Origin of the sequence: Acinetobacter legionensis, assembly GCF_048552295.1 — a bacterium.
GTDB lineage: Bacteria > Pseudomonadota > Gammaproteobacteria > Pseudomonadales > Moraxellaceae > Acinetobacter.
Window position 1 is genome coordinate 319,710 of record NZ_JBIMCW010000001.1, and the last position, 26,680, is coordinate 346,389.

The following is a 26,680-nucleotide window of genomic DNA, read 5'->3' on the forward strand; positions in this document are numbered from 1 at the left end:
GCTCATACTCCTACACCAAAATCAATGCAGGATTTTCAACAAACTGCTTAAATGCTGCCAAGAACTGTGCACCTAACGCCCCATCAATCACCCGATGATCACAAGACAAGGTCGCGGTGACCATCTGTCGAATCACGATGCTCTCATTTTCAACAATTGCCCGTTTTTCTGCTGCACCTAAAGCTAAAATCGCACCTTGGGGTGGGTTAATAATCGCGTCAAACTGTTGAACGCCGAGCATACCTAAATTCGAAATACTGAAACTACCGCCCTGAAATTCATCAGGCGCCAATTTGCCAGTTTTGGCACGTGTTGCAAGATCACGCATATCATTGGAAATTTGTGCCAAAGACTTGGTATTGGCAGCTTTAATGATTGGAGTGATGAGGCCATTCTCAATCGCTACAGCAACAGAGATATCCGCCTGATCAAACTGCAAAATCTGCTGATTCTCTTCATCAAACTGAACATTGACCTGTGGCACTTTGATCAATGCAGCTGCTGCCGCTTTAATCAACATGTCATTGATTGACAATTTCACTTGCGGCACAGTGGCATTAATCTGTTGACGTAGTCCCTGAATAGCATCCACATTTAAATTTACGGTTAAACGGAAGTGTGGTGCATTACGTTTTGCTGCCTGTAAGCGTGAAGCAATGGCTTTACGCATACCATTCATCGCAATGGTGGTCACCTTGGCAGTTTCAGTTCGCATTACATCAGCGCTATTTTGGGCAAGTGCAGGGTTTTCACGCTGATGAACTGCTTCAACATCTTCCTTACAAATACGCCCTCTTGATCCTGAGGCACGACAGTCATGTAAATTAATGCCCCATTGTTTGGCTAAACGACGTGCAACTGGTGTTGCCAACACTTGGCTATCATCAGCTTTAGATTTCGCCACTTTACCACTCGGTTGCTGCCGAATATCGGGCCATGATCCACCCGCAGCTTGAACTGCGTTTTGAATGTCTTGCACACTGATACGACCTCCACGCCCTGAGCCTGAAACCAGCGCCAAATTCACTTGATGCTTTTCAGCCAATTTCAAGGCATGCGGTGTTGCAAAAACATCCTCAACATGTTGATAACCTTGTAATGCAGCAGGAATTACATAACCATTTTGGGCAACAGCTTTTGATACCTGCTCAATACGATTCTGTTTAGGCGCAGTTTGTGGCTTGGTTTCAGGCTGCGTTGCCGTCAGCTTTTCAGTAACCACTTCAACAGCTTTGCTTTCATTGAGAATAGGTGCGCCAGCCAAAGATTGAGCAAAGGCATCAATTTCAGCATCGGAAACTTGCGCATCTGCACAAATTGCAATGATCCCGCCCACCACTAAAGTATCGCCATTATTGGCAATGATTTTACGCAAGGTACTATCAAACGGTGCTTCAAGGACATTGACGATTTTTGTGGTCTCAATTTCACAAATTTCTTGTCCTTTACTAAACTGCTCGCCTGCTTGAATCAACCATTGGGCAATGGTGCCCTCTTCCATCGACAAACCCCATTTTGGGATTTCTAAAGTTTTAATTTCGCTCATCCTAAGCCTCCAACGTTTTACGTACAGCCTGTTCGATACGTTCTACACTTGGTAGCCATTGTTTTTCTAATACGGGTGAAAATGGCACAGGTGAATGCGGTGGTGTCACCAGTTCAATGGGTGCTTTGAGATAATGAAAGCCTTTTTGTGCAATCAGTGCGGCCACATCATGCCCAAAACCACAACGGGCAGCAGACTCATCAACAATCACCACACGCCCTGTTGACGCGACAGATTCTAAAATGCCTTCTTCATCCAATGGAGAAATCGTTCGTGGATCGACAACTTCGACAGAAATTCCCTCCTTAGCAAGCTTATCCGCGACTTCATTAGCACGATGCACCATTAAACTTAAGGCAATAATCGTGACATCGGTTCCTTCACGGGTGTAATTTGCTACACCAAAAGGAATGGTATATGGTTCATCTGGCACTTCACCTTTGATGTCATAAAGCAATTTATGTTCACAAAAAACCACTGGGTCATCATCACGGATGGCTTGGATCAATAAGCCTTTTACATCATATGCACTGGACGGCACCACGACTTTTAAACCGGGTACAGCAGCAAACACGTTATACGGGGATTGTGAATGTTGTGCGGCAGCAGAAAAGCCTGCGCCGATCATGCCTCGAACCACCAAAGGCGCTTTGGCTTTTCCACCAAACATATAACGAAATTTGGCCGCTTGGTTATACAACATGTCATGACATACGCCATAGAAGTCCATAAACATCAGGTCAGCCACAGGTCGTAAACCTGTTGCAGCAGCCCCTGCCGCCATTCCAATAATTGCAGATTCAGTGATCGGGGTATCAATCACACGCTCAGAGCCAAACTCTGTCCATAGCCCTTTGGTGACACCAAGTACGCCCCCAAAGCCTTCGAGTTTATTGTCATCTGTATTTTTACCGCCATGCCCGCCACGCACATCTTCACCGACAACAATCACACTTGGGTCACGGCGCATTTCTGATTCAATCGCTTCTTTAATCGCGTTTCGATAACTTTTATTTGGCATTGTTTTACTATTCCTTTAGTAAGAGACATAAACGTCAGTAAGAAGTTGAGAAAGTTCTGGATAATTGGCAGCACGTGCATTTGCGACAGCAGCATCGACATTGGCTTTTGATTCAACATCAATTGCATCCAGCGTGGCTTCAGCAATCTTGCCTTTGACTTTTTCACGGAAAATTTTCAACGGATCTTTATGCTCTTTGACATAATCGAGTTCTTCTTTGGAACGAATCAGTCCTGGGTCACCTTCAAAGTGTCCATAAAAACGATTGGTAATGGTTTCAATCACACTTGGGCCTTCGCCACGCCGTGCACGTTCAATGGCTTTTTGGGCGACCTCATACACAGCAAAGAAATCTGTCCCATCTACTTTTTCAGCAGGCATCCCAAAAGCCGCAGCACGACCTGCAATGTCTTTGCTTCCGACTGCATAATCATGCGCAGTACCTTCACCAAAACCATTATTTTCAAAAACAAAAATCACGGGAAGTTTTAAAACCACAGCCATATTCATGGCTTCAAAGGTCAGACCTTGGTTAGAACCACCATCCCCAGTAAATGACAAACCAACTCCACCCGTCTTTAAGGTTTTTGCGGTTAACGCTGCACCAATTGCCAAAGGTGGCCCACCACCAACAATTCCGTTGGCTCCCAACATACCTTTGTCTAGATCAGCAATATGCATTGAACCGCCTTTGCCACGGCACAAACCATCATCTTTACCAAAAATTTCCAACATCATGCCGTGAATATCACATCCTTTGGCAATGCAGTGACCGTGACCACGATGGGTTGAGGTAATAAAATCTTTGTCAGTCAAATTTTCACAAATTCCAACAGCTACCGCTTCTTCACCACTGTAAAGATGGATAAATCCGGGAATATCACCTGTATTATTTTCATCGTGAAGTCGATCCTCAAACTCACGAATATCTCGCATCCGTCTGTATGCTGCTAGCAATTGCTCTTCCGTTAATTGCATATACTTATTCCTTCATGCTCACAGTTAAAAGTAAAAACCATATATTTAAAAATAAATATTGGTATTTAAAACCCGTATGTTTATATAAAATTATTTCATTAAAAATTAATATTAGACTAAAAAAATATTTCTTTATAAAACACAATAAAAATATTAAAAACAGCACTTTATAAAGCAAAAAATATTTGTAAATTTTTATAATTTTCAAAAACTTAAAAAATCAAACCTTTAACCAACCTTTATTTTATAATATTAATATTTTGCACTCTTTTATTATATTGATAAATATTTTAAATATATTTGACATCATAGATAAAAATGTCATTTTATATTAAATTATTTTATTTAATGGACTATTTAAAATGGATTTAAAAGTTTCAGTCACCACGGGACAAAAACTACGTGGTGCAGATAAATTGGCACGTATTCCAGTAAAAATTATCAGTACAGAACAGATCCCACAAAAGCCTGAATGGATTCGCGCCAAGATCAGCCAGCCTGAAGAAGTGCAACGTATTAAAAATTTATTACGTCAACAAAAACTACATACCGTATGTGAAGAAGCCGCGTGCCCCAATTTGCCACAATGCTTTGGTGGTGGAACAGCGACCTTTATGATTATGGGAGATATTTGTACCCGTCGATGCCCATTTTGTGATGTGGCGCATGGACGTCCAAATATTTTAGATGCTGATGAACCGAAACATTTAGCAGAAACCGTTAAAAATCTAAATTTAAACTATGTGGTGATTACCTCAGTAGACCGTGATGATCTTATTGACGGTGGAGCACAACACTTTGCTGCATGTATTCGAGAAATCCGTAAAAGTAGCCCAGATACGCTAATTGAGATTTTAGTCCCTGATTTTCGGGGCAGATTAGAAGTTGCCCTCAACATTCTGAGCGAAACCCCGCCAGATGTATTTAATCATAATATTGAAACGGTCCCTCGTTTGTACCGTGCAATGCGTCCAGGTTCAGATTATCAACATTCCTTGGAACTGTTAAAACGGTTTAAGCATTTACGTCCAGACATCGCAACGAAATGTGGCTTGATGGTGGGATTGGGTGAAGTCGAAGCAGAAGTTATTGTGTTGCTGAATGACCTCAGTGACTATCAGGTGGACTATGTCACCATTGGTCAATACTTACAGCCGTCTAAATCTCATGCCCCAATACATCGTTTTGTTTCATTGAAAGAGTTTGAACATTATCAAGCACATGGTGAGTTATTAGGGTTTAAAAATATATGGAGTGCGCCAATGGTTCGTTCCAGCTATTTTGCTGATCGTCAATACAAGGGCGAGCCTGTACCTAAGCCGTTTACACGTGAAAACATTGCCACAGAAATTTAGGATGATTCAGTGTTGAAAGTGAATATGTACACCTAAATATTAAACAATGAGTACCAAAAAGAATACGCTGTCTTTTTATTGGTAACTTTATTTAACATTTGTGAGCAGAAAACTCATTTTAAAGCAAAACATTAACTTCTAAAGTGAGAACCTAATAAAGATGATTATTTTCAGAACACTATTTGTTTGAATATAGATTAAAATTTGGTGTCATCAAATAAAATCACCAGATACAGCGATAAAGAATACAAAGTATTAATGGCATAACCATTCATCATAAAGGAATATGATATGAAGCTATTGAATCAACTACAGCCGCAAGCGCTTCGTTTACAGACCACACATTTTGTCAATATCGAATCCGTCACTGCTGCGCCACTTCTCGCTTTACCTCCCGAACCAGAACCCTCTCTGTTTCGTCGTTCTCTTCAACATAATTATGCGGATTTACTAAAAATTGCAGATGATTCTGAAATGGCAATTGGAATCACAGATCATCATGGCACCTTACTTTGGACATGGAGTAGCCGTGCTATGCTCTCCTCTGCTGAGCAAGTGCATTTTGTCGAAGGTGGACATTGGTCAACACAGGCTGTCGGTACAAATGCGATTGGTTTGGCCTTAAATAATCATCTCTCTAGCTGTGTTTATTCACATGAAAATCAGATGAACAGTGTACAGGATTGGGTTTGTTATGCCGCGCCGATCGTTGATCCTGTATCTGGACAATTTCACGGTGTGATTAATTTATCGACCAAGTACAAGAAGCATACTTCACTGGGTGTATTGGCTGTAGAACGCTGTGCAGAGTTGGTTCAACGTGCGATTCAATTTGAACAAAAAAACATGCTTTATCTCAAAGTATTTGGTACACCCAAAGTTCAATTTAACCAACAGCTTTTAACATTGACCCATCGACAAATTGAAATTCTATGCATTCTTGTGTTACACCCAGAGGGTATTAACCTAGATGAACTGCACTATGCGTTATACGGTGATCGCGACATTAGTGAAAAAACCTTAAAAGCAGAAATGTCACAATTACGCACCTTGCTCCCTAACTGTATTTTATCGCGCCCGTATAAGTTAGTTTGTGAGATTCAAACCGACTTTACCAGAGCTGAACAATCCCTCAATGCAGGTTTTCTCGCTAGTACATTTTCACTTTACAAAGGTAGTTTTTTGGCCAAATCAGAAAGCCCTTTCTTGACCACATGGCGTGATTGTTTCGATGCGCGTTTAAGTCATCTGATTTATCAAATTCAGGATATTGACCCACTTTTAAAAATTATTAGTCGTCTTCCTGAACGTAATGATGCAATACAACGGGTACTGGAATTATTGCCTGAACAAAGTCAGCATCGCGCGTATTTTTTAAAATTACTTTAGGCTCAATGAACTTAGATATTTTATTGCACAACTTGTAGTACAGTGCCGTTTTGCTCCGATGTTTAAGGCTATAAAGTTGAGTAAAGTAGAATACATCTCCTCAAGCGAGCTATGTTTTTGCTTGAAGTTGTTTTGCTTAAAATTGCTTTGTATAAAAAATGATAAATGAATCGATTTAAGATTAATTTTTAAAGCCAACGACAGAAAATGCACGGCAAATATAGTCAACCTGTCAAAAAAAATCAGACACAATAATATAATTTCTCTTAATTAATATTTTTAATTAAATCAAACATATGATGAAATAATATTGTTTAATTATATAAAAGCTTACACTGCCACATCTTACATTCAAAGTTTAAATCCCTTTGCGTAGGCGATGCCTCACTTTCGTAGGAGGTGCCAAACCTTGCGCTTCAAACAAAGCAGTGCTTTGTTTTTGCTCATGTTGAGCGAGGGGTAGGATCACCAGCTATGATTCAAAAGTATAAAAATGAATTGATAACCAACAATTTTTAAAAGTTCATACAAAAACATAAGCTTCATTTATGCTCAATGACTTGATGCAAATCACTTGTATGAAATAATTAGGTGATTTGACTATATAGAAAATTACAAGATTAAAATTAATATATTTTTCACGCAATTAAAATAAACCATGAGCCTGATCAATACTACAACGCCTCACAATCTTACCTCTCTCCGCAATAAATCGATTGCTAAAATTAAAATACAAGTAATTTAAACATAAATGCTCTTTAAATGATAATGATTATATTTTACATTTAACACCATGCAGATTTTCTCGATCCGCTCAGCACTGAAAGAAAGGCAATTGTGGTTTATTGCTCAATAAAGATAGGTAGACTTAATGATGAATAGCCAACAACAAACGACATTAGATCAAAAAATAGTACCAGACCAAAAAAAGGTTTCAGACAAAAAAACAGTATCAGATCAAAAAGCGATACTGAAACAAGATGATCATATGCGGAATCTGGAAGTCATTGAGATGACGATAACGGCGATTTCTCATCCTTTTCCATCAATTGTACGTATTCGGGGCGAAATCAATACAACACAGCCAGACTTATGGACAACACCTAACCTTGCTATTCGTTTAGAAGTGCATCAACAAGCAGACAGCTTACCTATATCACGTGTATATACCGTGCGTTGCTTTGATCCAAGTACTCGTCAAATTGAAATTGACTTTGTTCTACATGCTGACCCAAGTCCAGCAATGCTTTGGCTAGATTCAGCAAAAATTGGCACTAAAATTCAACTTACGGGTCCAAGACCGCACTTTCTCCCCAATTTTACCCCAGCTAAACGCGTGGTGATGTTTGCCGATGAAACCGCCATTCCTGCCGTCTATTCAATTTTACAGCATTGGCAAACGGGGATTCAGGGAGAGATTTATATTGAAAGTTGTGAAGCCAATATTATTGATGATTTGCCAAAACATCATGGCGTAAATATTCATTTACTCCATCGGGAAAAACCACAGCAAGCGGGTAAATTGGGCATACTACTTAAAGTTGCCGAGCAGTTTAAAGATCGTGAAGATATAAGCGTTTGGGCAGCCTGTGAACGTAATGAAGCAAGAGCGATACGTAAGCTGTTTACCCAACATAGTCATTTGAGTAAAGATGATATTCGTGTGGCGGGCTATTGGAATGTCGGCATGTCCAGCTCAACATTAGATCTGAGCCGAGTCGCATATTATCAAAAACATCTAGAACAAGGTAAAACGTTAGAAACATTTGATGATCTAGATATGCCTGTTTAACTGAAACCATTGCCTGATTTAAATCACCCCCATCTCAGTTTTCTTAAGACGATTATTTCGGGGGAGTATTTGGAATGGAAATCAATTCTTGAGGTTGATGCTCTGGCTTTATTATGGCCTAACTCAATGATGATTGAACACAATTGACAGCAGCCGACTCGGATCTCGCGATCCGAGTCTTTATATTATTCATTGCACAGCCTGTGTTGCATATCTTTACATCATGGTCTGCTTAAAGATCCAAAGCGAATCCACTACAGCATTTTTTTCATGATGACTAATTATAACTACCGCGAAAACATGGTGATGTAATTGCTGAAAATAAGATTACCAAGGTTGTTTTTCTCTAGCCAAGTGCAAAACTTAAAACCAATCTACCCGCGTTAACAGATGAGCCAATGTTATCTCAAAATGACAGGGATAAATTTGTTTGATCCTTTTTTAAATCTCAAACGACATTATAAGCGTACTCCTCACATCTTATAAGGCCGCTTTCGATGTCATCAACAAGAATGCAAATGACAGACAAAAAATACCTGTCAAAAATGATTCAAATGATCATGTTAGGTCTCACTTCTGTAGCTGCTACTACCCTTTTGCATGCTACTGAAGAGATAACTCAAAATAATGCAGAACCTCTTGCATTGCCAACGCTCAAGTTTACAGCAAACCAATTGGGTGAAATTACAGAAAACAGTGGTGTCTATACTCCGGGTTCAATTGCCACAGCAACGCGTTTGGTTTTAAAACCCAAAGAAACCCCACAAACGATTAGTGTGATTACTCGCCAAGAAATGGATGATTTTAATCTCAACTCTATCGATGATGTTATGCGGCATACCCCGGGTGTTAGTGTGGTGACCTATGACAGTGAACGGACAGAATATTACTCCCGTGGTTTTGCAATACAAAACTTCCAGTACGATGGGATCCCGATGAATCGTGATTCGGCCTACTCAGCAGGAAATACCCTAAGTGATATGGCGATTTATGATCGTATCGAAGTTTTAAAAGGAGCAACGGGGCTTTTAACTGGGGTGGGTGATCCTGGTGCAACGATTAATTTGATTCGTAAAAAACCAACCAAAGATTTTCAAGGGAATGTTTCTCTGGGTCTAGGCACATGGAATAACTACCGCGGCCAAATTGATTTAAGCGGTCCACTTAACCAAACGGGCAGTATTCGTGGACGTGGCGTTGCTGCGTATCAAGACAAAGAATCTCAATTAGATCGCTATGAACGCAAGACTCCTGTGTTCTACGGCATATTAGAAGCAGATTTAACTGAGAATACCCTACTGACTATAGGCGCAGATTATCAAGACAATAAACCTAAGGGCTCAACGTGGGGCGGTATCCCAATTTATAATTCAGCGGGTCAATTTAATAAAATGTCGCGTGGCTTTAACAATGGTGCAAATTGGAGTAATTGGGAACAATATACTCGAACTATTTTCTCAACTTTAGAGCATAAGTTTGATAATGATTGGGTCGCAAAAATCCAGTTAAATCATCAAATCAATGGCTATGATGCACAATTAGGCGCAGCGGCAGGTGGTCATCCAAATCCATCGACGGGAACTGGTGTTTCAATGTGGGCTGGAAACTATAAGGGCGAAACCAAAAGTGATGCTGCAGACATCTATGCAACAGGTCCATTTCAACTTTTTGGCCGTGAACACGAGCTGGTTGTAGGCGCAAGCATTTCTGAGAGCACTTGGAAAAATAATGGTTATAGTGCACCAACTGGTTATAAAACCAGTGTAGATCAATATTATCAATGGAATGGGAACGTTGCGGAGCCTGATTGGCAAAAAGGTAATCATTGGTCAAACAATGAAACCACCAAGCAGAATGGATTTTATCTCACCTCACGTTTGAATTTACATGATGATTTAAAAGTCATTTTGGGTGGACGTATTGCAAACTATAAGTCAGAAGAGACTAAAGAGTCAGGTATCTTTATACCTTATGTCGGTGCGGTTTATGATTTAAATGACCAATACTCAGTTTATGCAAGCTACAGCACCATATTTAAACCTCAATCTGCACAAAATCCAAACGGTAAAACACTTGATCCGCTTGAGGGAGAAAACTACGAAGCTGGAATCAAAGGTGAATTTTTTGATGGTCGCTTAAATGCAAGTTTGGCATATTACCAACTCAAACAAGACAATTTTGCGAAAGAGATTCCAAACGTCCTTACACCATCTGGTGGTGTCGCATCTGAAGCGCTCCAAGGTGTCAAAACCAAAGGGGCTGAACTCGAAGTTACTGGTGAAATTCGTCCTGGTTGGAATTTACATGCTGGCTTTAATCATAAAATCTCTAAACAAGATGGGATAAAACAGAGCACTTTGACTCCTGAAAATGAATTTAGCCTTTATACCAGCTATAAGCTCAATCAATGGGTGGATGGTTTAACTGTTGGTGGTGGTGCACGTTGGCAAGATAAGACTTGGGGCGATGTCACCAATCCACTGTATAAAGATCCTGTTAAACATGTGGTGTCTGATTATTGGCTATTTGATGCAATGGCAAACTATGAAGTCAATGATCAATTATCCGTTTCTTTTAATGTAAACAATCTTCTAGATGAAAAATATTATACGATTTTTAGCTGGTATAGCACGTATACATGGGGCGAAGGTCGTAATTATAATTTAGGACTTAAATATAAGTTTTAATCAGGTTTAACTGACTTCCTCTAGGTAATAGACAAACATCATACTGCATGGGGAAGTTTCATCTATTCAACAAGGGGCAATCAGCTTTTACTATTGTTCCAAAATCACTGATCTCATTTCACCCTACGCTAACATCAACCTAATTTGGTCTTAAATCACTCGGTTGATCTGCAGATTTTATTATTTATTTTGAGCATTGAATTTTTTAAAACTCAAGCCCTATCTTTAGCTATGCCTTTTCACTGTCTAGTGGAGGAAAAGGCAAAGCTAAACCAAGCACAAAGAAGAATCATAAAACTATAGTATTTCTGATTTTTATTTGTTCCGATTTGAGGATTCAATGGGTTTGTTGATGACTTTTTTGGGGGCTTGATCAGCTAAGTCCTGATTAATTGCTTTGGTTAAACCAAACATATAAAGCAAAATAATCACCGAGAATGGTAAACCACATAGCACCACGGCACTTTGCATCGAATGAAAACTACCTGCTAACAGTAAACCAATACTGACAATCGTAATCACCACAGACCAGAAAATTCGCAACCAAATCGGTGAATCACTTTCATTGCTTCCGCCTTTTGTAGACAGATTTGCAATCATCAGCGTACCAGAACCCACTGGGGTCAAGAACAGTACAAAACAAATCACCACAACAATCCCAGCCACATAAGGATTAAAAGGTAAATATTCGAGCAACTTAAACAAAGACAAAGCTGGATCGGTAAGAACCATATCGCCCAAAACTTTTTGTTTTTGAGTCAAAATTAAATCAATTGCAGTATTTCCGAAAATGGAAATCCAAGCCAAAGTAAAGCCTAAAGGGATCAGACACACACCCAAGACCACTTCACGAATGGTGCGCCCTTTTGAAATACGCGCAATAAACATCCCAACGAAAGGTGCCCAAGCAATCCACCAAGCCCAATAAAACACCGTCCAAGAACCAAGCCAGCCTTTTGCTTGTGAATTGTATAAATACACATCAAAACTTTTCGCGACAAAATGGTTGAGATAGTCACCCACGTTCTGTACCAAACCATTGAGCAAATGATTGGTTGGGCCTGTTAAGAATACAAATAACAATAAGCCATAGAGTAAACGTAAGTTAATCCGTGAAAGCCAAGCCAGTCCTTTTTCAATCCCCACCACTGTGGTGATGGTCGCAACAGACATCATCACCAATACCACTGCGATCAGAGTAACATTGTTGTCTGGAATGGCTGGGACTAAATAACTGATGCCCGAAACCAATACCAAAGCACCTATACCTAGATTGGTGACCAAAGATATCACCGTGGCTAAAATCCCAAAACCATCTACGAAGTCACCGATCAAACCATAGATCCGATCGCCAAAAATTGGATAAAGTGCAGAACGTAAAGCTAGGGGTAAATCTAAGCGAAAAGCAAAATAGCCCAAAGTGACACCTAACAAGGCATAGAGCACCCAGCCATGTATACCCCAATGTAAGAAGCTATACATCATGGCATCTCTGGCAGCTTGGATTGTGCCACCCTCGCCTTCAGGTGGTCTTAAAAAATGATCGACAGGTTCAGCAACACCATAATACAGTAAGGCAATACCGATACCTGCGGAAAACAGCATAGATACCCAAGCCAAGTAACCAAACTCAGGTTTATCGCCATCTTTTCCAAGTGGAAGTTGTCCAGCACGAGAAAAAGCCAACCATCCAACAAAACCTAGACATGCCACAATCACCAGCATGTAATACCAACCAAAGAGTTGATTGGCCTGCTCTTGTACATAGGTTAGCCAAAACTGACTTTTTTTTGGAAATAAAACAAACAATAGACCAAAAATACCGATACTGATTGCAGAACTTCCAAACACAAATAAATTTAACCGAATCCGTTCGGATGAATATCCTTTATGGCTATTTGACACCATGCTATTGCTCCTTGCAATTGGTGTATTTTCTTAAAAAATAATAGGATATGTACTCTTTTTACTGAACATTCTGATGGATCAGAATGTTGATGTATACACTTACATTTCTTATTACTCATCAAAAAATTATTGATTTTTGTAGATTATACTTTTTATTGATTGAACGTTCAATCAATAAAAAGTATTATAAAAAAATGCTAAGATGTTCTACATTGAGTAATGTTAAATAAAAAGTGCCTTTTCAGCACTTTAAGTGGATATACATGACAAAACGTAGAGTCAAACCAGAGCATGTGCGACGTGAAGAAATTATTAACGCCGCATTTGATGTGATTTATGAAGTGGGTTTATCCAATATGACCATTGCACAAATCGCAAAGAAAGCCGAGCTATCCACAGGTATTGTGAGTCACTATTTTGGTGATAAACAGGGATTAATAAATACCTGCATGCAAGAAATGTTGAATGTTTTACGTCGCAAAACCGACCAAAATAAAACTGAAGCAGACGAGCATCCAGAAAGCCAACTTAAAGCGATTATTGATTCTAACTTTGATATTAGTCAGGTCAATAAACAAGCCATGCGCATCTGGTTAGACTTTTGGTCTGCAAGCATGCATCTACCCGAACTTGGGCGCTTGCAACAAATTAATGATCAACGCCTGTACTCAAACTTGAAGTTTCACTTTCTCAAGTTATTGGACAAAGAACAGGCAAGCATTGCCGCTCGTGGTTTAGCGGCATTGATTGACGGATTATGGTTACGTGGCAGTCTAAGCAGTCATGATGAATTTGACAGCCAACTGGCACGTTCCATTGCTTACGATTATGTAAAAACGCAATTACAATTTGCGGAAAAGCCTTTGCAGGAGAGACAGAATGAGTGATTCACAAGTTCATCAATTGTACATCCATGGTCGCTATGTAGCAGCGACCAGTGGTAAGACCTTTACCAGTATTAACCCTGCCAATGGTGAAGTGATTGCAACCCTTCAACAAGCATCACAACAAGACATCGAAGCGGCTGTTCAAAGCGCACAACAAGGTCAAAAAATTTGGGCCGCAATGACAGCGATGGAACGTTCTCGTATTTTACGTCGCGCTGTCGACATCTTACGTGAGCGTAATGATGAACTCGCTCGCTTAGAAACCCTCGATACAGGTAAAGCCTTTAGCGAAACATCGACCGTTGATATTGTCACAGGTGCTGATGTCCTCGAATATTACGCAGGTCTCGCGACTGCAATTCAGGGAGAGCAAGTTCCGCTTCGTGAATCAAGCTTTTTCTATACCCGTCGTGAACCACTTGGTGTTGTCGCGGGAATCGGTGCTTGGAACTATCCAATTCAAATCGCATTATGGAAATCTGCCCCTGCTCTAGCTGCTGGGAACGCCATGATCTTTAAACCAAGTGAAACCACACCGCTGAGCGTATTCAAACTTGCTGAAATCTATACTGAAGCGGGACTACCAGATGGCGTATTTAACGTGGTACAAGGTGCAGGCCGTGAGATTGGACAATGGTTAACTGAACATCCTGTTATTGAAAAAATTTCTTTCACTGGTGGTGTTGAAACAGGCAAGAAAGTTATGGCAAGTGCCGCAGGCTCTACACTCAAAGAAGTGACCATGGAACTCGGCGGTAAATCCCCTTTAATTATTTGTGATGATGCTGACCTCAATCGAGCAGCAGACATTGCGGTGATGGCTAACTTCTTTAGTTCAGGTCAAGTATGTACCAATGGTACACGTGTTTTTGTTCCAAAAGCCCTGTTGGCAGATTTTGAAGCCGCTATTGTAGAACGGGTAAAACGGATCCGTATTGGTGATCCAATGGCTGAGCAAACCAACTTTGGTCCACTCACCAGCTTCCCACATATGGAAAAAGTCTTGTCGTTCATTGAGTCAGGTAAACAACAAGGTGCCAAACTGTTGATTGGCGGTGGTCGTGCGACAGAAGCTGAATTGGCGCAAGGTGCTTATGTGTTGCCGACAGTTTTCAGTGACTGCCAAGATGATATGCGCATCGTTGAAGAAGAAATCTTTGGCCCTGTCATGAGCATTCTCAGTTATGAAACTGAAGAAGAAGTCATTCGTCGTGCCAATGACACCACTTTTGGTTTAGCGGCAGGTGTTGTCACACAAGACATCACCAAAGCACATCGTATTATTCATCAAATCGAAGCAGGTATTTGCTGGATCAACACTTGGGGCGAATCCCCTGCTGAAATGCCAGTGGGTGGCTATAAACAATCAGGTGTCGGCCGTGAAAATGGTTTAACCACACTTGGACATTACACCCGTATCAAGTCAGTTCAAGTTGAGTTAGGTGAGTATCAAAGCATTTTTTAATGCACTCAGGCTTTCTCCGTATATCAATCCTATGTGCCATGTCATCACCTGATTGCATTGGCACTTTTAAAAATACAAAAAGGATAATTATGAATACTCTAGCATATGACTACATTATCATCGGCGCAGGATCTGCCGGAAATGTGCTCGCAACACGTTTAACTGAAGACAAAGACATTACAGTTTTACTCTTGGAAGCAGGTGGCCCAGACTACCGTTTAGATTTCCGTACTCAAATGCCAGCAGCGTTGGCTTATCCACTACAAGGACGCCGTTACAACTGGGCATATCTCACTGATCCTGAACCACATATGAATAATCGCCGTATGGAATGCGGCCGTGGTAAAGGTTTAGGTGGTTCATCATTGATTAACGGGATGTGTTATATCCGCGGTAATGCGATGGACTTAGATCACTGGTCGACGCTCAAAGGGCTAGAAGACTGGAGCTATGCAGACTGCTTACCGTATTATAAAAAAGCTGAAACCCGCGATATTGGTGGCAATGACTACCACGGTGGCGATGGCCCTGTATCTGTGGCAACCCCTAAAAATGGCAATAATGTCTTGTTCCATGCCATGGTTGAAGCAGGTGTACAAGCAGGCTATCCACGTACAGATGACTTGAATGGTTATCAACAAGAAGGTTTCGGTCCAATGGATCGTACTGTGACACCAAAAGGCCGTCGCTCTAGTACTGCGCGTGGTTATTTAGACATGGCAAAGGGTCGCCCTAATTTAACTATCGTGACCCATGCCACCACCAATAAAATTTTATTTAATCAAAAACACGCCATTGGTGTGGAATATATTATTGGTGCAGATCAAGCCAATCTCACACAAGCACGCGCAAACCGTGAAGTCTTGCTTTGTGCAGGCGCGATTGCATCCCCACAAATTTTACAACGTTCGGGTGTTGGCGAAAGTAATTTCCTTAAATCGATGGACATCGACGTGGTACATGATTTACCGGGTGTCGGTGAAAACTTACAAGACCATTTGGAAATGTACTTACAATACAAATGTAAGCAACCTGTTTCACTCTACCCCGCTTTAAAATGGTTTAACCAGCCTGCGATTGGCGCTGAATGGTTATTTAATGGGACTGGTATTGGCGCAAGTAATCAGTTTGAAGCAGGTGGTTTTATCCGCAGCTCAGATGAATTTGACTGGCCAAATATTCAATATCACTTCTTACCTGTTGCGATTAACTATAACGGCAGTAATCCCGTCAAAGAACATGGCTTCCAAGCCCATGTCGGTTCTATGCGCTCACCTTCACGTGGTAGAATTAAGCTGAAATCAAAAGATCCTTTTGAGCATCCAAGCATCCTGTTCAACTATATGTCGACTGAGCAAGACTGGCGTGAATTCCGTGATGCCATTCGCATCACACGTGAAATCATGCAACAGCCTGCACTGGATGCATATCGTGGCGAGGAAATCAGTCCTGGAAAACAGGTGCAAACTGATGCGGAACTGGATGACTTCGTGCGCAACCATGCTGAAACGGCATACCATCCTTCATGTAGTTGCAAGATGGGTGAAGACGAAATGGCAGTGGTTGACGGTCAAGGTCGTGTACACGGTCTACAAGGCTTGCGGGTTGTTGATGCTTCGATAATGCCACTGATCATTACTGGAAATTTAAATGCCACAACGATCATGATCGCTGAAAAAATCGCAGATCAAATTCGTGGTCAAAAATTGCCACGTTCTGAAGCGGGTTATTACAAAGCTGGCACTGCACCCGTGCGCAAAGCACCTTTACGTCCGATCGTGTAAAAGTATTCATATTTTAGCGACACCTGAGTTTTGACTGAGTGTGTCGCATCTTGCAAGGACGAATAAAATGAGAAAAAAATTATTATTGACCATCCCTTTGAGTCTATTTTTTCAAACCATACATGCCAATGAATCAGGTGTAGAAACACCATCTCCTTATAGTGCAAATTTGACAGTGGCCAGCCAATATATCTCACGTGGTTTTCAACAGACCTGGGGCAACCCTGCTATACAAGGCGGATTTGATTATGCACATCCCAATGGTTTTTATGCAGGAACTTGGGCTTCTACTGTGAGTGATGACTTCATCCGTGATGCCAATGTTGAATGGGATGTCTATACTGGTTATAGCCGTAGTTTCGGTCAGTTAAATCTGGCTACTAAAGTCGCTTATTACTACTATCCTGGGGCAAAAACCACTGCTGAAACAGGTCATACCCGTTTTGATTATGGTGAAATTATTCCAGAAATCAGCTATGGTCCGCTGAGTGTTAAATATGCAATCACCTATACCCAAGATTATTTTGGCAATAATTCTGACACTTTAGCAATTGGTTCCAATAAGCACTCTCGAGGTTCAGGCTATTTAGATGTAAATTGGTTACAGCCCATCGCTCAAGGCTGGTCGGTGAATATGCATTATGGCAATCAACGTATAAAAAACTTTTCTGCCGCAAGCTTTCAAGATGCCAGTTTTGCCATTAATAAAGTGCTACCTTATGGCTTATCTTCCAGTTTAAGTTATAGCAAAGCATGGGACAAAGACGGATATTATCAAAAATACAGCAATGGCAATCACAATGCCAAAGTTTCCAATCCAATTGATTCTACCCTCACTTTTTCACTCACTAAAAAGTTTTAAGCTAAAGTTTAGATATTTAGTAACCTGTTATAGATTAACCAAAAACCATGCCCTCTATGAGCGTGGTTTTTTAATGTCTATAGTCACCCCCCTAATTATTCATACAAGTGATTTCTATCAAGTCATTGATCAGAAATGAACTTATGTTTTCGTATGTGCTTTTAGAAACTGTTGGTTATCAATTCATTTTTTTTACTTTTGAATTATAGATGGTGATCCTACCCCTCGCCCAACATGAGCAAAAACAAAGCACTGCTTTGTTTGAAGCGCAAGGTTTGGCACCTCTTACGAAAGTGAGGCATCGCCTACGCAAAGCTATTTAAAGTTTGAATGTAATGTGTGGCATTGCAAGCTTTTTATAATTAAATAATTTATTTTCTCATGCAATTGATTTAATTAAAAATATTAATTAAAAAAATTATATTCTTGTGTCTGAGCTTTTTTGACAGGTTGACTTATATCTTGGCTTAATTCAATAAAGCAAACTCAAATCTCCCCATACTGTTGAATTATCATTAGACAGCCATTGATTGTTTGTATAAAGTATCAGGAACGATTGTTCCAGTATGAATTAACATTATGCGCACTAAAGCGTTTGATCCAGAAGAAGTTGAAAATGCCGTTATGCAAGTTTTCTGGCGTAAAGGGTTTGCAGCGACATCCATTCAAGATTTGGTTGAGGAAACTGGACTTTCACGCAGCAGTTTATATAGTTCCTTTAACAATAAAGAGCAGCTATACCAACAAGCCTTATCTCGCTATCAACGCCTGATTAGTAAATCAAATATCGACTTATTATCCAGTGATGGATCAGTCAAAAGTATCATCCAACAATTACTATCTCGTATCATTGAAGATGAATTAAACGATCCGCAACAACGGGGCTGCCTAATGGCCAATGCCTGTTTGGAGTTAGCAGGACATGATCAAAAGACAGCTGAATCTGTCACGTATAATTTTGAACGATTACAACTTGCACTAGAACAGCTCATAATCAGAGGAAAGCAATCTGGTGAAATCATCCTACATAGTTCGCCACAAGCTTTAGCTCTTTTTTTCGTGAATACCATTCAAGGCATTCGCGTTTTAAGCAAAGGCTGTAGCCCAGAAAATCGTCAGCAATATCTAGAGAATGTTGCTGAAGTCGCACTGAATATCTTGTATTAATTTCGAGTTACCCCTTAGCAGACTGTCCAATTTGCAATGCTGAGGATTTTATTTACCCTAAAATGGAACGATCGTTCCATTATAATGACAACATGGTGTTTAGTATGGATATTTATCTTCAATATTTTGTGATGCCTATATTCCTTAAGCGAGATGATCTTTCTGTCAATCATACACAGAGGTATAACGCATGAATCAGCTCAACAACAGACCAGAGCTGAATCGATCTGCGTCAAGCTTACCAATTTGGAAATTATTGGCCTTTACGGTTGCAGGTTTTATTACCATTATGACGGAAATCATACCAGCTGGCTTATTGGCATTAATCAGTCATGACTTAGAAGTTTCTCAAGCTTTAGCAGGGCAAATGATTTCAGTTTATGCCTTAGGATCGGTCATTGCGGCGATCCCTGTGGTTGCTGCAACACGAAGTTGGTCAAGAAAACCTTTATTATTATTGGCAATCGCCGGCTTGTTTATCTTCAATAGTCTAACAGCGCTATCTTCTAGCTATATCGTCATCCTGATTTCACGATTTATTGCCGGAATGTCTGCTGGAATTATCTGGGGTATCTTGGCTGGTTATGCTCGAAATCTGGTTCCTGCCCATCTACAAGGCAGAGCGATGGCAATCGTTGGGGTTGGTCAACCCATCGCATTATGTATGGGTGTGCCTTTAGCCATTTGGTTGGGCAATCTGTTTGGCTGGCGTGGGGTTTTCTGGATGATTTCAGGGCTTGCCTTAATCCTAATCATCTGGATTAAAGTAAGCCTTCCTCATTTGGCTGGACAACCCCCGAGTAAGCAACAGTCTATCCTCAAAGTCTTGGTTCACCCTGGTATAGGCGCAATTTTGACAGTTATTTTTGTTTGGATTTTGGCACATAACATACTTTATACCTTTATTTCTCCTTATTTATCAGCTGTTCAGCTGAGTGAGCATATTGATCTTATCCTGCTTATTTTTGGTCTTTCTTCAATATTCGGCATTTGGATTACAGGGATTTGGATAGATAGATCATTACGCAAATTAATCCTGATCAGTTTAACAGGCTTTGCAATCGCTGCTTTTTTCATGGGCTTGAGCGGTCATCACATCTGGCTTGTGATGCTAGGTATCGTACTTTGGGGAATGACTTTTGGTGGTGCACCAACTCTACTACAAACTGCGCTAGCAGATGTTGCAGGTGAAAATGTAGATATTGCCCAATCAATGCTGGTGACAGTGTTCAATCTTGCTGTTGCAGGGGGCGGTATTTTTGGCGGCATCCTACTGCAAAATGTAGGAATAGACTCATTTTTTGTTTGTATCATCGCCTTATCATTATTGGGGTTATGTATTGTATTTTTAGCAAGTGGAAATGGTTTTAAATCGGGGCATCGTTTAAACAGCAAATAAGTTTAAAACCGTCATTTAACTGCATGTTCTGATGACAAAATCTATTGGATCAAACAGTGCCATCATCGTTGACTGTGCTGTTTGATCAATCTCTTAAACAACAGCTATGGTTTGGTTTACTAAAGTTAGCTTATGGTCTGTTTATTTCACTTTTACACACTTCTGCTGCTGAAGCTTGCTTCATAATGTCAACAATATTTGCGATACAGTAGATGGTATTTAATTGAACATCCGCATTATCATAACTACTCGCATGTTCATAACCATTGATAATAAATGTTTCAATTGGACTACGACCATCAGCACGCACATCCTGTCCAGACTGATAACAAACCGTTCCATCTCCCTTTGAGGTTGGCTTAATATCTAAATAAAACGTGGCTTTATTGGTTTTAGAAATTTTTGACTTTTCATCTAGCAAGACTTCCCTTATGCCATCTTTTTTAAAGGCATTGTCTAATAAATTATGGATTTTCGAACCTTTTATGCTTAATTCAGCATCATCTTCCTGAACACGTGTTACATCGTCTTCTTTTATATCACTTCGATCTTTTATATCTGGGAGTTCAATTAAATTTTTCTTGCCATATAAGCTCATTAATTCAATTAGTTCATTTTCACTGCTAATATTTAGCTCTTCTTTACAACGCCAGACCACTTGACCAAATGCTTTAAACCCTTCGTCAGCACCATAGCTTGCATAAGTATTGGCATGATAAGTATCTTTTATATGATCATGTAATTCTTTAACTGTTTCTATATTCTTTATATAGACATCAAAAATACTATCATATCCTTCTTTATCTACCGTTTTTGCAACCAATCCAGCTGGGTCAATAAAATCAGGATTGATCATCGCCCACCAACAGTCTTTTCTTTGGTAGATTTCAGTATAAGGATCAGCAGTTTTGGGTAATGTGGCAGTCATTTCACCTGTAGGCGTTTTAGCTTTAATGACCAACCATGCTTGAGAATTTTTGGGAAAATCCTCAACATTGGAATAATTTGAAAAAGGTAATAACTCTAAGCCACCGGGCGCATTTGCCAATGTTGCGGTGAGACGTTCAGAAGTATTCCCAAACATAAATTTGGTTGCCCAAGCTACAGCACTTTTGAAAAGTCCTGTTGAGGCTTTCCAACCATCCCAGCCTACAGTGAGGCGTTGATATACTGCTGGCGCACCACTGGCAGGCATCGCACCATGTATCACACCAGCAATCTTATCTTTAACTTTAGCATTTTGGATCAGGGCGCGAGTCACTAAGCCACCCATAGAGTGGCTAACGATAATAAATTTTTTAAATTTTGCTGTAGGAAATTCTTTTTTAACTTGCGCCATAACTTGATTATTCAGTCGGTCTGCAACATGATCTGCTGACTTCATATTACTTTGTAACCAGTTATAGCCACAGGCAAACACTGGAAAAGCATAATCTGCCAACTCCTCATGCTGTTCTAGACCTAATAATTCAACGGTTTTTTGCGACGACCAATTTTTAAGTATTTTTTCCGTGTCTGTATTGCCGGGTTGGACAATTTTTTCCCATTCAGCGGTACCATTAAACTTATCCTTCTCTTGATCTTTTAATTTCTTGAAGGGTTGATTTAAATTACTCTCCAAATAAATCAGTAAATTTGCATAACCCATGGTAATCACTGAACCCCAACCGCGTGCCAAAGCCAAGTCTTTGGTCATATGTGGAATTGCTTTTTTACTTATTTTTACATCGCCATCGTACCCAACCTGAGTTGTTGCTGGGTTCAGGGCAATCTGTCGTTCTCGTGCATCTCGTTTACTGTATTCAATAATTGTAGACAGTGATATTCTGGGATACCAAACCTCTTTATCATCAGCGGTATCTTTAATATTTGACCCCATAATCCCTGGAATAAAAATAATCGGCACCACATATCTGACAGGTGCAGGAATTACACACTCGGAATTAACACTATCTGGTGTGGTATATGAAACATAAGACACACTTCCAGATTCGTAAAGTATTTCATAGGCTTCATGACGATGGACATTATTTGACATTATTATTCTCCGAATTTACGGATGGTTTTTAGAATCGATTCATATAGTTTTAAGGCATCATATTGTTCTAGGCTACTGCTCTGTGTAAGAGGTGAAGAACGTGCCGTATCTACCTCAAAACTAATCAATGGATCTTGGCTATTATTGGCACTGCCTGTATGTTCCCATAAGGCACTAATGCCATTTTTTCCTTTCATTTTTTCTACTGAAATCCATTCTTGTCCCGTTAAATGCCCAGTATTTTTTTCACCTTTACGAATATTGCCTTTATCAATTTGACGCTGGCTTTGCCCGACCTCTTTAAACTTTTTTTCTATCCGTGGAATCATTGGCAAGACATATTCATCATTTGTTTCTGCCTCAAAACGTAACACTACTGTTGGATAGTCCTTAAATCTAAAACCAAGCTTTTGGATACTATAGCGGTACTGTTTGGTTTGATCTTTGATAAAGCCTTGGTAAATACATTGTCCTGCTTCCTTAGGAATCTCATGTTCATTACGATAGCGTAAGTTTTTCACTAAATTATGAATCGCCTCGTTACTTCTCTTGGTTCTTTCAGGGGAGTCACTATGTCCTCCTTCAATTAAAAATAAAGTATTTTTATCGAGTACAAATCCAAAAACATCATAAGGTAGTATTTTTTTATCTGCTAATTTCCCTTTAAAAATCTTAGTCAATCGACCATCGAATACTTGTTCTTGTGGGTCTTCAAAAATTTTTCGATTACCTTTGGAATAATCGTTTCTCCATTTTTGAACTGCTTCATCAAAATCTTGACGTGTTGCTTTAGTTTGAGCCTTAATAGTAAAAGAATCATATTTATCATAACGTTCTAATGGATTAGCCTCAGCAGGAATATCAACCACATAACGCCCAATACAATAAGTTTTAGTTTTTTCTAAATTGATCATATTATTTCCAGTATTTTTTATTGCTGATTGTGCAAATGTACAACTTGTCGTGATCATGCAAGTGGTGAGTAATAAAGAAGAAAATAGTTTATTCATTAATATTTCCTTTTTAGATAAGCGTTATCAGATGTATAAGTATTCTTAGCTATTGAAGAAAGTAAAAATATTGTTCAACATTTATTTATTCTTATAGCCTAAAATTAATAAGCAAAACTTAACACAAAATGTAAATAATCTCAAAAAAACAATAAATATCATTTAATTATTAAGCTATTAAAAATAATTGGCATATTTGGACTCTGTAGTTGCAGTCTTTGTTAAATCGATTTTTTCTTATAAAAGCTTTTTAAATTTCACAATATAGCTTTCAGCACACCATTTAAGAAATTTAATGATTATCAAATAGACTTTTTGCAAAATATAATTGATAATGATTATCAATTTCATTATCTAAAGATTGGTGAACACTTTGGAACAGCCTACTCTAGCGACTGAAGCGATTCGAGCATTTTTTACCTTACAATGTTGCTGGTTAAACAGTGAAGAAATTTATCTTGAACAAGGTTGTTTGCATTGTGGTTCGGCAGCGACTTATTTAATTTATTTTACTCACGCCCCTATTCAAAAAATAATGCTTGATTTTATTCAAAAATATAACTGCCATAACAGCAAAAAATCAGATTTACTCGACTTATTAGACTTTGAACAGAATTATAATGATTTTTTACAAGTGCTTGAAAATGCAGTAAACAGCTATGCGCGACAATATCAAAACCAAACTTGTCATTTGGTATTTGAAAGTGTTGAATCTATTTTTGAACGTGAAGAAGCAATCGCATGTTAAACAATTCACGCTGTAATAAATCAAGCTGTAATGATTGAATCGAATAGACTATTTTTAACAGCTATTTTTTAATTTAATCACATCAATTTGTTACTCTCAATCTATCAAAATAAAGGGGCCAACATGTTGCTTGAAGTCTTCTAGACAACAGCAACTTATTGCCCCCGATAATAAATCTTAAGTTAAGATCTCGCATATAAAATTTAGCCAACAAAAGTTAAGCGATTAAATTTTCATACTTATACCCAGCTGTACCCCACGCCCAGGAAGAGGTGCAATGTATTTTAATGGCGAGTTCTGTGGTCGTGCATCTTCATTTAACAAATTAGATCCATTGAGGAAAACATCAAAATTGGCATTTTGTAATTTGAAGTGTTTCTGAATTTGTAGATCCAGCAAGTTATAAGACGGCAATGGAATTTCTTTAGACACATTTTTGCCTAAATACTGAGCTTGATCGTAGTAAATATTGGATAAGCGTGCTAACCAATCATTTTTATTCCATTCAAGATTTAGCCCATAACGGTTCGTTGGCATATTAGGTAAGTAATTTCCATCATTTGCTAAACTGGTTTTGTTTGGATTCAAGTTTTTATTTTTCACCAAATCAGCAAAAGCAGAGATCAAAAGATTACCATACTGATTGAGTTCAAACTTTTGTTTTAAATCAATTTCAAATCCAGTAATTTCAGCATCTGTCTGGGTCCAATATTTGAGTGGCAAACGATTACGCATTTGTGCCCCTGAATGGGTCAAATACAAATACTTGTCATATTTCATCTTATATACAGTTGCTTCAAAATTAAAATTTTTATAATTGAACAGACCTGTTAACTCAAGATTTTTGGACTGTTCTTCTTTGAGTTTTTGGTTACCTTCTTCTTGTAACATAATTGAATAATGTGGATGGCTGGCATAAAGTTCATTAATTTCAGGTGCTCTATCTGATACTGAATAACGCAACTTTAAACCCAATAGATCATTATATTTTAAGAATGAACCGAAACTATAGCTTTCAAGATTAAATTTCGTATCGGTGAGTTTTGTATTCGGTGAGTTTCTGGATGGTACAAAATCACTTTTTTGAATTTTATGTTCAACCTTTTCGTTACGATAACCAGCATCGAGTTCTAGCCAATCAAAGTCTAATTTTTCCTTGATAAACACGGCTTGTGTTTGCGTATTGATATTCGGTAAATAACGTAAATTTCCATGCCCTACCACTTTACGATCAATCTGATTAAAGCCAATAAAACCATTCCAAAATTCAACAGGTCTATGCATAAGTAATAATTCAGCCTGTTGGGTATCAAATTTATAGTTATTGGCCATTTTTGATCCTAAATATTCTCCTGATGTATTAACGCTCTTACTCACATCAAATTGTATTTGTTTCAATAACAACGGGCTAAAATTAAACTCGCTGTCTAAGGCATATCTTCGCTGATCTGTTTTCACCCCGACTGGTATGCTGTCACTGGTAGATTGAAAAGATTTATTTTCAAGAGAAAATCCGGGTACCCCATATTCACTTTTTTTTGAATCAGCACTGAGCCCAATACGTCCATTGTTAAGAAAATAAGTGCTTCCAATCGCAAAGTGTTGATTGTCTAAATAGCTATTGCCCAGCTTTTTTTTATAGTTGGGTGTGACATCTTTATTAATTTTGTTTTCAGTATATTGCTGGGTATTGGGCACATATTTAGAGTTTATCGGATTGGTATAGGTTTTTCCACGCATCTCAGTAGTTGGTTGATCCGTATAGAAGGAAAATGAACCATCTGCCCAATCAGGGTTTTCTGTCATAAACTGGTTAATATAAGGCTGAGATGCAGTGTTATAATTTTTTTGAATGCGTGCTTCTTTTTGGCAAGCATCTGCCAATGCTGTATTTACCCCACCCGTCGCTGGAAATACGCCACTATTACATACGCTCGCTTTACCCTCTCCCGGAATTTTATAAGCTGACATATCTTGGCTAGAAAACAATAAATTGGTGGAAAAATTACTTTGGTTATTGAGATTGAGCTTAAAACCTTTGGCATCAAAATCATTCCAGCCCTTTTTCGCTACCAGCTCTAATTGAGAACTTTTATTCGGCATCGCTGTATCGATTAGACCAGAATCAATATTCACACTTCCGCCAATGGCGTTGCCACCATAACGTACACTGTCTGAAGATTTATTGACAGTAACAGATTGAGTGAATAAAGGATCAAAAGGGATATTAATATTGCCGCTGATACTATTCATTCCATAAATAGACTGACCATCTTCCAAAATCTGCACTCGGTTTCCACTTAAACTGCGAATCACAGGCGCACCTGAATTGGGACCAAAAGCGCTACTTTGTACCCCTGAAAGATGCTTTAAAGCATCACCTAAAGTTTTATTGTCTGCATTTCTATTTTCTACAACAATACTTTGATTGATAAATGGATCATTTTCGGCATTGACTCGAATCACAGGAAGTACAGTCAGCTGTTTATTTTCAATCGCATATGCAGGAAAGACCGGTAAAGAAATAGCGATTGCTAGAGTATGATGAGAGGTGGATCAGGAAATTTGAACAACACTTATAAGTGATATTTTGCTCCCCAAATGATGTTATAAACATCAATATATGGAGTATTTTATGGCACGT

The 26,680-nt window shown here is 39.1% G+C and carries 18 protein-coding genes; 11 read left to right on the top strand and 7 right to left on the bottom strand.

The genetic code is table 11. From position 1 onward, the window contains the following. Window positions 1-10: 10 nt before the first annotated feature. From ACG916_RS01420 to ACG916_RS01430, 3 genes are read right to left on the bottom strand one after another with little or no spacing between them, the layout of a single operon-like run. A complete protein-coding gene (locus ACG916_RS01420; protein ID WP_336951908.1) occupies window positions 11-1,546 on the bottom strand; it encodes a dihydrolipoamide acetyltransferase family protein in 1,536 nt (511 codons plus the stop codon). 1 nt (window position 1,547) lies between these two features. Then, complete coding sequence (locus tag ACG916_RS01425; RefSeq protein WP_004717558.1) at window positions 1,548-2,567, bottom strand: alpha-ketoacid dehydrogenase subunit beta; 1,020 nt, start codon at window positions 2,565-2,567, stop codon at window positions 1,548-1,550. A 15-nt stretch (window positions 2,568-2,582) separates the two neighbouring features. After that, window positions 2,583-3,545, bottom strand: a complete 963-nt coding sequence (locus ACG916_RS01430; RefSeq protein WP_336951909.1) for a thiamine pyrophosphate-dependent dehydrogenase E1 component subunit alpha — start codon at window positions 3,543-3,545, stop codon at window positions 2,583-2,585. A gap of 362 nt (window positions 3,546-3,907) precedes the next feature. Here ACG916_RS01430 and lipA point away from each other — a divergent pair, with 362 nt between their 5' ends. The 4 genes from lipA to ACG916_RS01450 all read left to right on the top strand — a co-directional run bounded on the left by lipA (window position 3,908) and on the right by ACG916_RS01450 (window position 10,768). Beyond that, window positions 3,908-4,900: a lipoyl synthase gene (lipA, locus tag ACG916_RS01435; RefSeq protein WP_419327108.1), complete on the top strand. Its 993-nt coding sequence runs from the start codon at window positions 3,908-3,910 to the stop codon at window positions 4,898-4,900. 291 nt (window positions 4,901-5,191) lie between these two features. Continuing rightward, on the top strand, window positions 5,192-6,289 hold the full coding sequence (locus tag ACG916_RS01440) for a helix-turn-helix domain-containing protein (protein WP_004823428.1): 1,098 nt from the start codon (window positions 5,192-5,194) through the stop codon (window positions 6,287-6,289). A gap of 874 nt (window positions 6,290-7,163) precedes the next feature. Further along, complete coding sequence (locus ACG916_RS01445) at window positions 7,164-8,081, top strand: siderophore-interacting protein (RefSeq protein ID WP_419327196.1); 918 nt, start codon at window positions 7,164-7,166, stop codon at window positions 8,079-8,081. 518 nt (window positions 8,082-8,599) lie between these two features. After that, window positions 8,600-10,768, top strand: coding sequence for a TonB-dependent siderophore receptor (locus ACG916_RS01450; protein ID WP_419327107.1), 2,169 nt, complete (start codon window positions 8,600-8,602; stop codon window positions 10,766-10,768). 315 nt (window positions 10,769-11,083) lie between these two features. Here the strand turns inward: ACG916_RS01450 and ACG916_RS01455 are convergent, their stop codons facing one another. Next, window positions 11,084-12,676: a BCCT family transporter gene (locus ACG916_RS01455; protein WP_419327106.1), complete on the bottom strand. Its 1,593-nt coding sequence runs from the start codon at window positions 12,674-12,676 to the stop codon at window positions 11,084-11,086. 263 nt (window positions 12,677-12,939) lie between these two features. On the opposite strand from ACG916_RS01455, the gene betI reads away from it, so the two are divergent. The 6 genes from betI to ACG916_RS01485 all read left to right on the top strand — a co-directional run bounded on the left by betI (window position 12,940) and on the right by ACG916_RS01485 (window position 20,240). After that, the gene (gene betI, locus ACG916_RS01460) at window positions 12,940-13,563 is read left to right on the top strand and encodes a transcriptional regulator BetI (protein WP_336951915.1); all 624 of its coding nucleotides are present in this window, start codon (window positions 12,940-12,942) and stop codon (window positions 13,561-13,563) included. After that, window positions 13,556-15,028, top strand: a complete 1,473-nt coding sequence (gene betB, locus ACG916_RS01465; RefSeq protein WP_336951916.1) for a betaine-aldehyde dehydrogenase — start codon at window positions 13,556-13,558, stop codon at window positions 15,026-15,028. The genes betI and betB overlap by 8 nt, the downstream gene beginning before the upstream one ends. Window positions 15,029-15,117: 89 nt before the next feature. Continuing rightward, window positions 15,118-16,812: a choline dehydrogenase gene (betA, locus tag ACG916_RS01470; protein WP_336951917.1), complete on the top strand. Its 1,695-nt coding sequence runs from the start codon at window positions 15,118-15,120 to the stop codon at window positions 16,810-16,812. 67 nt (window positions 16,813-16,879) lie between these two features. Further along, complete coding sequence (locus ACG916_RS01475) at window positions 16,880-17,674, top strand: TorF family putative porin (RefSeq protein ID WP_419327105.1); 795 nt, start codon at window positions 16,880-16,882, stop codon at window positions 17,672-17,674. A gap of 579 nt (window positions 17,675-18,253) precedes the next feature. After that, window positions 18,254-18,841 carry a TetR/AcrR family transcriptional regulator gene (locus ACG916_RS01480; RefSeq protein WP_336951919.1) on the top strand — a complete coding sequence of 196 codons (588 nt, stop codon included), beginning with the start codon at window positions 18,254-18,256 and terminating at the stop codon, window positions 18,839-18,841. Window positions 18,842-19,031: 190 nt separating this feature from the next. Further along, the gene (locus ACG916_RS01485) at window positions 19,032-20,240 is read left to right on the top strand and encodes an MFS transporter (RefSeq protein WP_419330115.1); all 1,209 of its coding nucleotides are present in this window, start codon (window positions 19,032-19,034) and stop codon (window positions 20,238-20,240) included. Between the two features lie 130 nt (window positions 20,241-20,370). Here ACG916_RS01485 and ACG916_RS01490 read toward each other — a convergent pair whose 3' ends face one another. Continuing rightward, window positions 20,371-22,278, bottom strand: a complete 1,908-nt coding sequence (locus ACG916_RS01490) for a Tle4 family T6SS lipase effector (protein ID WP_419327103.1) — start codon at window positions 22,276-22,278, stop codon at window positions 20,371-20,373. Between the two features lie 2 nt (window positions 22,279-22,280). Continuing rightward, window positions 22,281-23,288, bottom strand: coding sequence for a T6SS immunity protein Tli4 family protein (locus ACG916_RS01495; RefSeq protein WP_419327102.1), 1,008 nt, complete (start codon window positions 23,286-23,288; stop codon window positions 22,281-22,283). A 364-nt stretch (window positions 23,289-23,652) separates the two neighbouring features. Here ACG916_RS01495 and ACG916_RS01500 point away from each other — a divergent pair, with 364 nt between their 5' ends. Further along, the gene (locus tag ACG916_RS01500; RefSeq protein WP_419327101.1) at window positions 23,653-24,036 is read left to right on the top strand and encodes a hypothetical protein; all 384 of its coding nucleotides are present in this window, start codon (window positions 23,653-23,655) and stop codon (window positions 24,034-24,036) included. 225 nt (window positions 24,037-24,261) lie between these two features. Here ACG916_RS01500 and ACG916_RS01505 read toward each other — a convergent pair whose 3' ends face one another. Continuing rightward, window positions 24,262-26,568 (bottom strand): TonB-dependent receptor, encoded by a 2,307-nt coding sequence (locus ACG916_RS01505; protein WP_419368146.1) that lies wholly within the window; start codon window positions 26,566-26,568, stop codon window positions 24,262-24,264. Window positions 26,569-26,680: the final 112 nt, after the last annotated feature.